This window comes from Citrobacter sp. CK180, from assembly GCF_030333655.1.
GTDB classification, from domain to species: Bacteria; Pseudomonadota; Gammaproteobacteria; order Enterobacterales; family Enterobacteriaceae; genus Citrobacter_B; species Citrobacter_B koseri.
The window spans coordinates 123838-137905 of record NZ_JAOWFM010000048.1; the positions used below are offsets into that span (position 1 = coordinate 123838).

The 14068-nt window shown below is 53.2% G+C and carries 11 protein-coding genes and 1 tRNA gene; 6 read left to right on the forward strand and 6 right to left on the reverse strand.

Features of this window, described 5'->3' with window-relative positions; all coding sequences use genetic code 11:
* Nucleotides 1–57: 57 nt before the first annotated feature.
* Nucleotides 58–4020: a trifunctional transcriptional regulator/proline dehydrogenase/L-glutamate gamma-semialdehyde dehydrogenase gene (putA, locus tag OGV50_RS11630; RefSeq protein WP_214143907.1), complete on the reverse strand. Its 3963-nt coding sequence runs from the start codon at nucleotides 4018–4020 to the stop codon at nucleotides 58–60.
* Nucleotides 4021–4442: 422 nt separating this feature from the next.
* Between putA and putP the strand changes: the two genes are divergently transcribed.
* Together putP and phoH are read left to right on the forward strand one after the other, a co-directional pair.
* Nucleotides 4443–5951 (forward strand): sodium/proline symporter PutP, encoded by a 1509-nt coding sequence (putP, locus tag OGV50_RS11635; protein ID WP_024130454.1) that lies wholly within the window; start codon nucleotides 4443–4445, stop codon nucleotides 5949–5951.
* 562 nt (nucleotides 5952–6513) lie between these two features.
* On the forward strand, nucleotides 6514–7302 hold the full coding sequence (gene phoH / locus OGV50_RS11640; RefSeq protein ID WP_047457616.1) for a phosphate starvation-inducible protein PhoH: 789 nt from the start codon (nucleotides 6514–6516) through the stop codon (nucleotides 7300–7302).
* A 556-nt stretch (nucleotides 7303–7858) separates the two neighbouring features.
* On the opposite strand, the gene OGV50_RS11645 is transcribed toward phoH, so the two are convergent.
* A tRNA-Ser gene (locus OGV50_RS11645) sits at nucleotides 7859–7946 on the reverse strand.
* Between the two features lie 235 nt (nucleotides 7947–8181).
* Here OGV50_RS11645 and ghrA point away from each other — a divergent pair.
* The 4 genes from ghrA (at nucleotide 8182) to OGV50_RS11665 (ending at nucleotide 11106) form a co-directional block, all read left to right on the forward strand.
* Nucleotides 8182–9120, forward strand: coding sequence for a glyoxylate/hydroxypyruvate reductase GhrA (gene ghrA / locus OGV50_RS11650; RefSeq protein ID WP_047457613.1), 939 nt, complete (start codon nucleotides 8182–8184; stop codon nucleotides 9118–9120).
* An 86-nt stretch (nucleotides 9121–9206) separates the two neighbouring features.
* Entirely contained in the window at nucleotides 9207–9944 is a 738-nt protein-coding gene (locus OGV50_RS11655) for a phosphatase (RefSeq protein WP_012132897.1), read from the forward strand.
* Nucleotides 9945–9967: 23 nt separating this feature from the next.
* The gene (locus tag OGV50_RS11660) at nucleotides 9968–10522 is read left to right on the forward strand and encodes a TorD/DmsD family molecular chaperone (RefSeq protein ID WP_200029263.1); all 555 of its coding nucleotides are present in this window, start codon (nucleotides 9968–9970) and stop codon (nucleotides 10520–10522) included.
* Between the two features lie 101 nt (nucleotides 10523–10623).
* The gene (locus OGV50_RS11665) at nucleotides 10624–11106 is read left to right on the forward strand and encodes a DUF1097 domain-containing protein (protein ID WP_286488553.1); all 483 of its coding nucleotides are present in this window, start codon (nucleotides 10624–10626) and stop codon (nucleotides 11104–11106) included.
* A gap of 117 nt (nucleotides 11107–11223) precedes the next feature.
* Here the strand turns inward: OGV50_RS11665 and csgG are convergent, their stop codons facing one another.
* The 4 genes from csgG to csgD are packed head-to-tail and all read right to left on the reverse strand — an operon-like array spanning nucleotide 11224 to nucleotide 13576.
* Complete coding sequence (gene csgG / locus OGV50_RS11670) at nucleotides 11224–12057, reverse strand: curli production assembly/transport protein CsgG (RefSeq protein WP_024130452.1); 834 nt, start codon at nucleotides 12055–12057, stop codon at nucleotides 11224–11226.
* A gap of 26 nt (nucleotides 12058–12083) precedes the next feature.
* Complete coding sequence (gene csgF, locus OGV50_RS11675; RefSeq protein WP_012132893.1) at nucleotides 12084–12500, reverse strand: curli production assembly/transport protein CsgF; 417 nt, start codon at nucleotides 12498–12500, stop codon at nucleotides 12084–12086.
* A 25-nt stretch (nucleotides 12501–12525) separates the two neighbouring features.
* Nucleotides 12526–12921: a curli production assembly/transport protein CsgE gene (csgE, locus tag OGV50_RS11680; RefSeq protein ID WP_200092476.1), complete on the reverse strand. Its 396-nt coding sequence runs from the start codon at nucleotides 12919–12921 to the stop codon at nucleotides 12526–12528.
* A gap of 4 nt (nucleotides 12922–12925) precedes the next feature.
* The gene (gene csgD / locus OGV50_RS11685; protein ID WP_012132891.1) at nucleotides 12926–13576 is read right to left on the reverse strand and encodes a biofilm master transcriptional regulator CsgD; all 651 of its coding nucleotides are present in this window, start codon (nucleotides 13574–13576) and stop codon (nucleotides 12926–12928) included.
* Between the last annotated feature and the right edge of the window lie 492 nt (nucleotides 13577–14068).

Sequence of the window (14068 nt, forward strand, 5' to 3'; positions counted from 1 at the left end):
GGCCCGGTGAGCCGTAGCGCCACCGGGCATTTTCCAAAGCCTTAATTAACCACAGCCTTAACCAATTGTCATCAGGCTGGCGTTACCACCTGCCGCAGCGGTGTTAACGCTGAGCGAGCGCTCGATATACAGACGCTCCAGCAGGATATTGGTTTCACCACGGGCAAAGCCCTGTACCGACACGATCGCGCCGTCACGGGCGGCTACCGCCTCGCACAGCGCCCGTAGCTGATCGGAATCGCCGTGGAAGATCACCGCATCGAACGGCTGCGAAGTCAGCGTGTCCGCTTTCGCAAACTGAATACGTTCACAAACCGCAGCGGGCAGGCGCTTCGCCAGTTCGCGATGGAAGGCATCGTCCGGCCACAAAATCAGACTCCCGACCGCTGTCACGGCGGCGACCTGCACCAGAGCGTCCTGCTCGTCATCAGCCAGACACAATACGCGTTCACGCGGCAGTAACGTCCAGGTATTGCGCTCACCGGTAGGGCCAGGCAGCAAACGCTGGGTTCCGGCCTGCGCCAGCTCGCTAAACTGCTGACAGAGCGTATGCAAGGCCGGGCGATCCGTCGCCCACCCGGTCAGCGCGTCAAGCGGCTGAGTCAGCGCGGCTTTAAGCTGGGCATCTACCGGGTAGTCCGCATCCTGACGGGCAAGCGTAATGCCCAGCGCGTTTTCCGGGCGATTTGCCAACAGACGGTAGAGATAGAGCGGACCGCCCGCTTTCGGCCCGGTGCCGGACAAGCCTTCGCCGCCAAATGGCTGGACGCCCACGACCGCGCCGACCATATTACGGTTGACGTACAGGTTGCCTGCGTGCGCTGAACCGGTGACCTGCGCAATGGTCTCGTCAATTCGGGTATGTACGCCCAGCGTCAGACCGTAGCCGGAGGCGTTGATCTGCGCAATCAGTTCGGGAAGGTGGTTGCGCGTGTAACGCACCACATGCAGCACCGGCCCGAAGATCTCTTTTTGCAGCTCATCAAAACTTTCCAGTTCAATCAGCGTTGGCGGAACGAAGGTGCCGGTTTGCCATTCGCGCGCATCATCGCTGTTTTCACGTACGGCCTGGAATACCGGACGACCTTTCGTACGCATCGCCTGAATATGGCGCTCGATATTGGTTTTGGCTTCGTTATCGATAACCGGGCCAATGTCGGTGGTCAGACGGCCCGGATTGCCCATGCGGCATTCCGCCATTGCCCCGCGCAGCATTTTCAGGGTGTGGTCGGCGATATCATCCTGCAAGCACAGTATGCGCAGCGCCGAGCAGCGCTGCCCGGCGCTGTCAAACGCAGATGCCAGCACATCCACAACCACCTGTTCGGTAAGGGCGGAGGAGTCCACGATCATGGCGTTCATCCCGCCGGTTTCCGCAATCAGCGGAATCGGGCGACCCTGCGCATCCAGACGGGTGGCGATGTTACGCTGCAATAAGCTGGCGACTTCGGTCGAGCCGGTAAACATCACGCCGCGTACGCGCTCATCGGAGGTTAACTGCGCCCCAACGGTTTCCCCCTGGCCGGGCAGCAACTGCACTACGCCCGGCGGAACACCGGCTTCCAGTAAGATGGCGATGCCCTGGGCGGCAATCAGCGGCGTTTGTTCCGCCGGTTTCGCGAGGACGCTGTTGCCCGCCGCCAGCGCAGCGGCAATTTGTCCGGTGAAGATGGCCAGCGGGAAGTTCCACGGGCTGATACAGACGACCGGGCCTAAAGGACGATGCGTTTCGTTATCAAAGTCATCGCGTACCTGCCCGGCGTAGTAGTGGAGGAAATCCACCGCTTCGCGTACTTCTGCAATGGCATTACTGAAGGTTTTCCCGGCTTCACGAACCAGAATGCCAATCAGCTGTTGCATTTGGCCTTCCATTAATACCGCCGCGCGTTGCAGGATGGCGGCGCGTTCCTGCGGTGGCGTGGCAAACCAGATAGGGGCGTTGTTAACCGCGTTTTGTAGCGCTTGTTCAACGTCGGCAGCGCTGGCTTCGCGCACGTAGCCGACGATGTCTTTCGGCTCTGCCGGGTTGATCACCGGCGTCATCTCTCCGTCAGCGACCGGCTGTTCCAGCATCGGTTTGGCCTGCCATTTTTGCAGCGCATTGTTCAACAGGGCGGAGGAGAGGGAAGCCAGACGGTGTTCGTTAGCCAGATCCAACCCGCCGGAGTTTTCCCGGCCTTGTCCGTAGAGGTCGCGAGGCAGCGGGATTTTCGGATGCGGCAAGCCGGTTTGCCCTTCTTGCTGCGCCAGTTTTTCCACGGCCTCCACCGGGTCGGCGACCAGTTCATCCAGCGGCAGCGTGGCGTCGGCAATACGGTTAACGAAGGAGGTGTTGGCGCCGTTTTCCAGCAGGCGGCGCACCAGATACGCCAGCAGCGTTTCATGCGTGCCGACCGGGGCATAAATACGACACGGACGGTTGAGTTTGCCATCCGCCACTTTACCGGTGACCTGCTCGTATAGCGGTTCGCCCATGCCGTGCAGACACTGGAATTCATACTGGCCTGGATAGTAGTTCTGCCCCGCCAGTTGATAAATCGCCGCCAGAGTATGGGCGTTATGGGTCGCAAACTGCGGGTAAATCAGATTCGGTACGGCGAGCAGTTTTTTCGCGCAGGCCAGATAAGAAACGTCGGTATAGACCTTGCGGGTGTAAACCGGGTATCCCTCCAGCCCGTCCATTTGGGCGCGTTTGATTTCACTGTCCCAGTATGCGCCTTTCACCAGGCGGATCATCAGGCGACGACGGCTACGCGTGGCGAGATCGATCAGATAATCAATCACAAACGGGCAGCGTTTCTGATAAGCCTGAATTACGAAACCGATGCCGTTCCAGCCAGCCAGTTCCGGCTCAAAACAAAGTTTTTCCAGCAGGTCGAGGGAGATTTCCAGACGGTCGGCTTCTTCGGCGTCGATGTTGATGCCGATATCGTACTGACGCGCCAGCAGCGTCAGGGATTTCAGGCGCGGATACAGCTCCTCCATCACGCGGTCATACTGCGCGCGGCTGTAGCGCGGGTGCAGGGCGGAAAGCTTGATGGAGATCCCCGGTCCTTCATAAATTCCGCGTCCGTTAGACGCTTTGCCAATGGCGTGAATAGCCTGCTGATACGAAACCATATAAGCCTGCGCATCGGCGGCGGTCAGCGCCGCTTCGCCTAACATATCGTAGGAGTAGCGAAAGCCCTTGTCTTCCAGCTTACGCGCATTCGCCAGCGCTTCGGCGATGGTTTCGCCGGTGACGAACTGCTCGCCCATCAGGCGCATTGCCATGTCCACGCCTTTGCGGATCAGCGGCTCGCCGCTCTTACCGATAATCCGGTTCAGCGAGCGAGAGAGACTGGCTTCGTTGTGGGTAGAGACCAGCTTGCCGGTAAACAACAGACCCCAGGTGGCGGCATTAACAAACAGCGACGGGCTGCGGCCAATATGCGACTGCCAGTTGCCGTTGCTGATTTTGTCGCGGATGAGCGCGTCACGCGTCGCTTTATCCGGGATACGCAGCAGCGCTTCCGCAAGGCACATCAGCGCGACGCCTTCCTGCGAGGAGAGGGAGAACTCCTGCAACAGCCCCTGTACCATCCCGGCGCGGCCGCTGGCCGTTTTCTGGTTACGCAGTTTCTCCGCCAGTTGATAGGCCAGCTTGTGGGCCTGCTCAGCCACCGGCTGCGGCAGACGCGCCTGCTCCATTAACATCGGCACCGCATCGGTTTCGGCGCGACGGTAAGCTGCGGTAATCGCGGCGCGGGAGACCGACTGAGGCAGGATCTGCTCGGCAAACTCAAGGAAAGGCTGGTGGTTTTCTTCCTGCTGTGCGGTTGACTCATCGCCTTCATTGGCGGCGCCAGCCAGCAGGGCGGGCAACTCCGGTAACGCCTCGTCGCTTTCCAGTTTTTCCAGATAATTAAAGATTGCCTGTTTGATCAGCCAGTGTGGGGTGCGATCAATTCGTGTTGCTGCTGTTTTAATACGTTCGCGCGTCGCGTCGTCCAGCTTAACCCCCATCGTGGTGGTTCCCATGCCGTCTACTCCTGTTGTTCTGATATGTGCTGCTGATAGTTATCGAGAAATATCCACCATGTTGCAACTTTGTGCAACCTCGTTAAATGTGACCTGCCTTGCAAGCTTAAAAATGAATGAAATGTTAAAAGAAGAGACGCTTCTGGATGGGATAAAAACAATAACCAAATCTTTTTCTCTGCGGTAGTTAACACTTTTGAAAGGTGCAACCTTAAAAAATGTGAGAGAGTGCAACCTGGAGAAAAATAGTATCCCACCCGAATAAAATTTGATGTAAATGATGTGTTAAATCGATTGTGAATGACCACCGCTTCCGGCAGGATACGGTCGCCCTGGTAAACATAAACACCATTGCCACGTTCCGGCAGGGTATAAAACGGCAGCTCTTATTATTGCCGGCACATAAAATCTGGAGACTTTTGATGGCTATTAGCACACCGATGTTGGTGACGTTTTGTGTCTATATCTTTGGCATGATATTGATAGGGTTTATTGCATGGCGTTCGACCAAAAACTTTGATGACTATATTCTCGGCGGCCGCAGCCTTGGGCCGTTTGTGACGGCATTATCCGCTGGCGCATCTGATATGAGCGGCTGGCTGCTGATGGGTCTGCCGGGGGCGATTTTCCTGTCGGGGATTTCTGAAAGCTGGATCGCGATTGGTCTGACGTTAGGGGCATGGATTAACTGGAAACTGGTGGCTGGACGTTTACGCGTCCACACTGAATTCAATGATAACGCCCTGACTCTGCCGGATTATTTTACCGGGCGTTTTGAAGATAAAAGTCGCGTTCTGCGCATTATCTCTGCCCTGGTTATCCTGCTGTTTTTCACCATTTATTGCGCATCGGGGATTGTGGCAGGGGCGCGTCTGTTTGAAAGCACCTTTGGCATGAGCTATGAAACTGCGCTGTGGGCGGGGGCGGCAGCCACCATTATCTATACCTTTATTGGCGGCTTCCTGGCCGTGAGCTGGACCGACACCGTCCAGGCCAGCCTGATGATTTTCGCCCTGATTCTGACGCCTGTTATGGTGATCATCAGCGTCGGCGGTTTTGGTGACTCCCTGGAAGTGATCAAACAAAAGAGCATTGAGAATGTGGATATGCTCAAGGGGCTGAACTTTGTCGCCATTATCTCCCTGATGGGCTGGGGGCTGGGCTACTTTGGTCAACCGCATATTCTGGCGCGCTTTATGGCGGCGGATTCTCATCACAGCATCGTGCACGCGCGTCGCATCAGTATGAGCTGGATGATCCTGTGTCTGGCGGGGGCGGTGGCTGTCGGCTTCTTCGGCATTGCTTACTTTAACAATAACCCGGCACTGGCCGGAGCGGTGAATCAGAACTCGGAACGCGTGTTCATTGAACTGGCGCAAATCCTGTTCAATCCGTGGATTGCCGGTATTCTGCTGTCCGCTATTCTCGCGGCGGTGATGTCGACGTTAAGCTGCCAGCTGCTGGTGTGCTCCAGCGCGATTACCGAAGATTTGTATAAAGCCTTCTTGCGTAAAGGCGCGAGCCAGAAAGAGCTGGTATGGGTAGGGCGCATTATGGTGCTGGTGGTTGCGCTGGTGTCTATCGCGCTGGCTGCTAACCCTGAAAACCGCGTGCTCGGTCTGGTGAGCTATGCGTGGGCGGGCTTCGGCGCGGCGTTTGGCCCGGTCGTGCTGTTCTCGGTGATGTGGTCGCGTATGACCCGTAACGGCGCGCTGGCCGGAATGGTTATCGGGGCGCTGACGGTTATTGTCTGGAAACAGTTTGGCTGGCTGGATCTGTACGAAATCATCCCTGGCTTCATCTTCGGCAGCATCGGGATTGTGGTCTTTAGCCTGCTGGGCAAAGCGCCGTCGTCGGCTATGCAAGAACGTTTTGCGAAAGCGGATGCGTATTACCACTCCGCACCGCCGTCGCGTTTACAGGCAGAGTAATCTGACCGCTGCCCGTTTACTTTCATCGCCCGCCATGCGCGGGCTTTTTATTCAGAATTGTGGCGTGTTTCTCTGTATGTCGATGAATGAAAGTATTAATTTTTACTATGAGCGTTCAGGTGAAATAATTTTGTAATATCTCTGTAAGAGACTATTGCCAGTGCAAAGGGGAACTTTGGTTAATGCATGGTAAATATGTTGTTGCATTAATGATAAATTATGTTGTACTAATACGTAATAGCGGTAGTTCCCGGCAGTGATGACACTTTTCACTATGGAGATCGCGAATGGTAAGGTCCTGTACTGGACACGTTTTTCGCAGTAACAGCAATAACTTATGCGGATGCCTCTCCTCCGGTAGCCCTGTCGTCACCGCTAAATTCCTCTCACTTCCTCTTTTTATCCCTGTTACTGACGCCGTATTCGGTGCGCGTAGCCGTGTAGGGCGTCTTTTCAAAAAGCAAGCAATGGCTTACAAGGAAGCCAACCCTCAGATGTTTGTGCGCATAATCGTGCCGCCAACGGCGCGTGTGATGTATACCAACAACTCAAGGTGCTATCCATGGGAAGACAAAAAGCAGTGATCAAAGCTCGTCGTGAAGCAAAACGTGTGCTGAGACGGGATTCGCGTAGCCACAAACAACGTGAAGAAGAATCGGTCACCTCGCTTGTGCAGATGAGCGGCGTAGAAGCGATAGGCATGGCGCGTGATAGCCGTGACGCCACACCAATCGTAGCGCGAAATGAGGCTCAGGAGCACTACCTGAATGCTATCGAGAGTAAACAACTGATCTTCGCCACTGGCGAAGCCGGGTGTGGAAAAACCTGGATCAGTGCGGCAAAAGCAGCAGAGGCCCTGATACATAAAGATGTAGACAGGATTATTGTTACCCGTCCGGTTTTGCAGGCCGATGAAGATCTCGGCTTCTTACCAGGCGATATATCCGAGAAGTTCGCGCCTTATTTCCGGCCCGTCTATGACGTACTGGTGAAACGCCTGGGCGCGTCTTTTATGCAATACTGCCTGCGGCCTGAGATTGGTAAGGTGGAAATCGCGCCGTTCGCCTATATGCGCGGACGTACATTTGAAAATGCAGTCGTCATTCTTGACGAGGCTCAGAATGTGACTGCTGCGCAAATGAAGATGTTCTTAACGCGCCTCGGGGAGAACGTGACGGTTATCGTAAATGGCGACATTACCCAGTGCGATTTACCGACTCATGTTCAATCAGGGTTAAGTGATGCGTTAGCTCGCTTTGAAGAAGATGAGATGATAGGTATTGTCCGTTTCCATAAAGACGACTGCGTGCGTTCGGCATTGTGCCAACGAACCCTTCATGCCTATAACTGAAGCGTCGTCAGATCTCATAGCCCGGGAAACCGGGCTTTGTTTTTTGTAGGCCGGATAAGGCGCTTGCGCTGCCATCCGGCGATGTGCGGGAGCCCGGTGGCGCTAACGCTTACCGGTCCTGGGGTGTTCTTGTAGGCCGGATAAGGCGCTTGCGCTGCCATCCGGCGATGTGCGGGTGCCCGATGGTGCTAACGCGTATCGGTCTTGGGATGTTTTTGTAGGCCGGATAAGGCGCTTGCGCCGCCATCCGGCGATGTTCGAGCGCCCGGTGGCGCTAACGCTTACCGGGCCTACGGTGCCCTTGTCAGCCGGATAGCGCGTGCAATAGGCAAAAAAAAGCCCGTACTTTAGTACGAGCTCTTTTTCTGAATATGGCGGTGAGGGGGGGATTGACTCGCTTCGCTCGCCCTGCGGGCAGCCCGTTCTCTGCGTTCGCGGTCTGTCCAACTGGCTGCCGCCAGTTGTCGAACCCCGGTCGTGGGTTCTCATCCCCCCACAGCGCGTGCAACATGCAAAAAAAAAGCCCGTACTTTCGTACGAGCTCTTTTTCTGAATATGGCGGTGAGGGGGGGATTCGAACCCCCGATACGTTGCCGTATACACACTTTCCAGGCGTGCTCCTTCAGCCACTCGGACACCTCACCATATTGTCGTTCCAGTGTTGCTGGAACGGGCGCTAATTTAGGGAAATACGCCCCCGGCGTCAATCACCTTTTCTAAAAAATCGTGCAATTACACAAACTTCAATCAACATGCAGTTTAAATAAGCGGAAACTGCTTTTTTTGCCAGCATCTCTAAATTTGTTATGCTGATGATCCCTATGAAAATGATGATAATAAGTGCGAGTAAATTCCGCACAACAACACTCAGGAGTCAATATGGAGATAATGTTCTATCACCCGACCTTCGATACGGCCTGGTGGCTTAACGCTTTGGCAAAGGCGATTCCCGGCGCGAATATTCGTGAATGGAAACCCGGTGATAACGAACCTGCGGATTATGCGCTCGTGTGGCATCCGCCGGTGGAGATGCTTGAAGGACGGAAGCTAAAAGCCGTATTTGCGCTTGGCGCAGGTGTGGATTCCATTCTGAGTAAGCTCAAAGCGCACCCGGAAATGCTGGATGCCTCTATCCCGCTGTTCCGCCTGGAAGATACCGGCATGGGCCTGCAAATGCAGGAGTATGCCGTGAGCCAGGTGCTGCATTGGTTCCGCCGTTTCGATGATTATCAGGCGCTGAAAAACCAGTCAACATGGCAGCCGCTGCCGGAATATGATCGCGATGAATTCACCGTCGGTATTATGGGGGCGGGGGTGCTGGGCGCCAAAGTCGCTGAAGCGCTCCAGGCATGGGGATTCCCGCTTCGCTGCTGGAGCCGTAGCCGTAAATCCTGGCCTGGCGTAGAGAGTTTTGCGGGAGCTGAGGAGTTAGGCGCATTCCTGAATCAAACAAGGGTGCTGATCAACCTGCTGCCAAATACGGCGGAGACGGTGGGCATTATTAATTCCAGCTTGCTCAATCAGTTACGGGATGGCGCTTACCTGCTTAACCTGGCGCGTGGCGTGCATGTTAATGAGGACGATCTGCTTGCCGCGTTGAATAGCGAAAAACTCAAAGGGGCGATGCTGGATGTTTTCAGCCGCGAGCCGTTGCCAAAAGAGAGTCCGCTCTGGCAACACCCTCGCGTGGCGATGACGCCGCACATTGCCGCCGTCACCCGCCCGGCGGAAGCCGTGGACTATATTTCGCGCACCATTACGCATCTGGAACGCGGCGAATCCGTGACGGGTCAGGTCGATCGCGTTCGCGGCTACTGATGACAACCCGGTTAGCGCCGGGTTTCGACTAATAAATGGCGACGATACCTGCTATCCTTGTCGGAAAACGACTACAGGAGTGAGTTATGTATCCCGTTGACTTGCATATGCATACCGTCGCCAGCACCCACGCATACAGTACCTTGCACGATTATATTGCCGAAGCGAAACGCAAAGGTATTAAGCTCTTTGCCATTACCGATCACGGCCCGGATATGGCCGATGCCCCGCATCACTGGCACTTTATCAACATGCGTATCTGGCCGCGTCTGGTTGACGGGGTGGGCATTCTTCGCGGTATTGAAGCCAACATCAAGAATATCGATGGCGAGATTGACTGCACGGGCCCGATGCTGAACTCGCTGGATGTGATTATCGCCGGTTTCCATGAACCGGTTTTCGCGCCGCACGATAAAGAGACCAATACCCAGGCGATGATTGCCGCGATGGCCAGCGGAAATGTGCATATTATCAGCCATCCGGGCAACCCAAAGTATCCTGTCGATATCACCGCGATTGCGCAGGCGGCGGCTAAATACCAGGTGGCGCTGGAAATCAATAACTCGTCATTCCTGCATTCGCGCAAAGGCAGTGAAGATAATTGCCGCGCGGTGGCCGCGGCCGTGCGTGACGCTGGCGGATGGGTAGCGTTAGGGTCAGATTCCCATACTGCGTTTACACTCGGTGAATTTGCCGAATGCCGGAAGATCCTGGATGAAGTGGATTTCCCGGAAGAACGCGTTTTAAACGTTTCGCCAGGACGCTTACTGAGATTTCTGGAATCGCGCGGTATGGCGCCGATCCCGGAGTTTGCTGAACTTTAATTGCTGATAACTGGAATATATCAATGAATGAGTTTTCTATCCTGTGTCGTGTGCTGGGATCGCTGTATTACCGCCAACCGCAGGACCCTCTGCTGGTTCCTCTGTTTACGCTGATCCGCGAGGGTAAATTGTCGGCAAGCTGGCCGCTGGAGCAGGATGAGCTTCTGGCGCGGTTGCAAAAAAGTTGCGACATGACCCAACTGGCGGCGGACTACAATGCGCTGTTTGTCGGCGACGAGTGCGCCGTGTCGCCTTATCGCAGCGCCTGGGTGGAAGGGGCGAAGGAATCCGATGTTCGCGCGTTTCTTTCCGCTCGCGGTATGCCGTTGGCGGATACCCCTGCCGACCATATCGGTACGCTGCTGCTGGCCGCCTCCTGGCTGGAGGATCAGTCTGCTGAAGATGAGAGCGAAGCGCTGGAAACGCTGTTTATTGAATACCTGCTTCCCTGGTGCGGTACTTTCCTTGGCAAAGTGGAAGCCCATGCCGCGACGTCCTTCTGGCGTACGATGGCGCCGTTGACGCGCGATGCGATCGGCGCAATGTGGGATGAGTTACAGGAAGGCGCTGAAGAGTAAATGTGATAATGGTCACTTTGTTATGCAACGTGATTAATTGCCTTGCATAAAATGTGTGCGTGATCTCATTCGTATGCCGCTTTTCTGCTATGATGCGCGGCATGAATATACTTATCTCCATTGCAATCACAACGGGCATTCTCTCCGGTATCTGGGGATGGGTGGCCGTTTCCCTTGGCCTGCTCAGCTGGGCGGGTTTTCTGGGCTGTACGGCCTATTTCGCCTGCCCGCAGGGCGGCCTGAAAGGGTTATTGATTTCTGCATGTACGCTCCTGAGCGGCGTGGTGTGGGCGCTGGTGATTATTCACGGCAGCGCGCTGGCTCCGCATCTGGAGATCGTCAGTTACGTCATGACGGGAATCGTCGCGTTTTTGATGTGCGTTCAGGCGAAGCAGCTGTTGCTTTCTTTTGTGCCTGGCACCTTTATCGGCGCATGCGCGACGTTTGCAGGGCAGGGGGACTGGCGACTGGTTCTGTCTTCGCTGGCGCTGGGACTCGTGTTTGGCTATGCGATGAAAAATAGCGGGCTGTGGCTGGCGTCTCGTCGGGTAAGAGATTCTTCGCCGACGGCGGTCAGCAAATAAAAAAGCGTGAGGTTTCCCCCACGCTCATATGATGTCAATCCTGATGGCGCAAACTTATCCTGCCTGCTGTAGGCCCGATAAGCCTGCGCCATCGGGCATTCTACGGTTGGCGAAATATCAGGATTCCGGCGGTACGGACATGTGGCGGTATTTCACCAGAATGTCGTTCTGACGCTCCGCTTTGTTCTGCAAATCCCACAGGCCGCGATCGATCCCGTCGTTAATCAGGAAGATAACGCCCGTTTCAATCGCTGACATCAGACACAGCATCACCGGTTCATTAGAAGTGTAGCCGATTTCACCTTCCAGCAGTCGCTGGTAATCAATAAAGCGGAACACCCCGGCCTGCACTTCATAGGAAAGGATGGTCTTGCTGGTATTGACCGAAGAGAGGATCTCGCCGGTGCTGACGTTAACCACGCGCAGGTTTACCGCAATCTGGTCAAGCTGATACTGCGTATCCGCACCGATACCGAAGTACCGCGCGCCGACCCCGCCTGACTTCACGTTGCTTTCGTAACCGATAATCGACCCTTCCACCATGATATTCGCGGCGGTGAGGGACTGAAGCGGGATTCGGTTATTGATAGCTACCGTGCCGTTTTCCTGCGCTGCACGAATAATTTTGCGTTCGTTCAGCAGGTTTTGCAGTCCCTGACGCTCCAGTGGGATAAACCAGCGGGAGTCTTTCAGCGCAGTCACCAGCATCGCGGTGGCGCTCTGCGGAACGGCAGTCGAGAAGTTACTCGCCGGATAAGGTTTAAACTGGCCCGTTTCATCCTGAATATTATAAACCGAGACAAAAATCTTACCCGTTGGCATCGGCAGGTGCGTCAAATCTTTATAGCTTTGCGCACGAGGCATTAATGTCGGTTTCGCGGCTTCTTTAGGCGGGGCGGTTAAGCATCCGCTCAGTAAACATACTGCAACCAAAATAAGTAAGCGCTGCATGATTATTGTCCTTTGGTAGCTGGGGCTTAGAAATCGGTTGACTGTGTTTGCAAACCTGACACTTCAATCGTCGAGGTTTTCCCGGTTTTCCTGTCCGTGACATTAAGTCGCAGTTGCCCATCCCGGTTGGCGATATCAATGATAAAATCATTGGTCACCATTCTGCCTGGTTTGCCGGTGTTAATATTCGTCAGCAATCCGCCAAGGATTTGCGATTGAATAGCCTGCGTAAAGTTATCCAGGGCAGACGGGGTTTCAATCCCGAAGTCGTCGTAATAACTTGGGTCCTTATAAGAGTTTTGTGCCTGAGCGCTATTTAATAAAAATGCGCCGTTATTTGGGTTTCCACCAAAATTAGGATTTCGGAACTGGAATGTCATATTTCCGGCCCAACTTAATGGTGAAATAAGCATGAGCATAACTACTGCATGTTTGACACGCATGGCAGCCTCCAGACTAAATCATATTTTAGAATTCATCGCGCGCTAAATCACTCGTGCTTAATAGCGTTTGATCTATTTTCCGACGATTTAATGCTTCTTCAGTTTGCGCCAGCGCGAAGTCAACGGTTCGCTCGAAGTCTCTTTTCGTTGGGAATAAAAAAGTCTGGAATATAACGTCCTGATTTACCGTTATCGTAATCCAACTTCCCCAACGCGCACTGGGTCTTTCATTGATGGTCAAATTGCCTGTGTACTCACTTTCCCATTTGTCGCTGAAGGCGCGATAAAAATTGTGGCCGACTGATGAGACGGTATGGTCAGTTAAGAGTCCGGGAACTTCCACTTCAACTTCCGCAGCGTGAAGATTCCCTGCGGCAAGCAGTAATTCTGCTGCCACAATCCAGGTCAGATAGCGTTTCATGGCTTTATCGCCTGAGGTTATCGTTTGCCCACGAGACCGCCTGAGTACGGTTTTTAACAGCTATCTTTTTGAAAAGATTATAAAGATGTGTTTTTACCGTATTCTCGCTGATAAAAAGCGAGCGGGCGATTTCAATGTTTGAGGCGCCGATTCGCAGTTTATTGAGGATCTCTTTTTCACGATGAGTGAGAAGCGCTGATTCCGTGCTGTTGTAACGGTAGTTCCCTGAATGAGTGATCAGGTAACTGGCCAGCTTTTGCGAAAAATAGCATTCGCCTCGCAAGATCCCCTGCAAGCCGTTAACGACACGTTCTTCATCCTCCGTTGCGTAAAACACGCCATTGATATGTGGCCAGTTTTCAATATCACGGAAGGGATAGTCGTCGGGAGTATTCAACAATAACGTCTTGATATTGTTGTTTTTCCGACTCAAATTGTCTTGCCAGTAATGGATAATTTTTTTATCCGCTTCCATCATATCCAGTAAAACAATGCAGCTGGCGGATATATCATCCAGAGAACGTTGAATATTATGTAGTTTTCCGGTAACAGCCAGTGATTGCTTTAAATGCTGCAATAATGCAGTGGCCTGCAAAGATGGTTTTGTGATCAACAATAATGTATGACCATGAATACTATGGACTTCATTAAACATGATGAAACCCCACTTTTTTTAGTCGCACATCTGACAGCTGCCTCAGCTAAAATACGAGGCACCAGAAGTACTGACAGATGTTGCACTGCTGTGTGTAGAAATAAAACATCGACCCAAAAAGGGTAAAAATATTAAAACAGATGGACTACAACTGATTTCAATCTAGTCATTACAAACCTTAAAGCAAGTGTTAAACTTGTAACAAAATGTAAAATTATATATTCATATGTTAATGTGTGGATTTTTTAGAGATTAGATTTGATAGAAAAGTTGTACATGTTGCTGTTATTGCATAGATTTAAAAAATCATACAAATTATAATAACTGATTGATTTTAAATCATAATTTAAAATTATTTTTGAGTTTGTCTGACAAGTTAATTTTAAAACGTTCGACTCAGGGCCGCCTGGACATTTTTAGTGAGAAAAAAATGATGTTTGTCACGAGTTGTGACGGCGATGCAGTGTGATGCCCGGAGAAACGCATAATGAT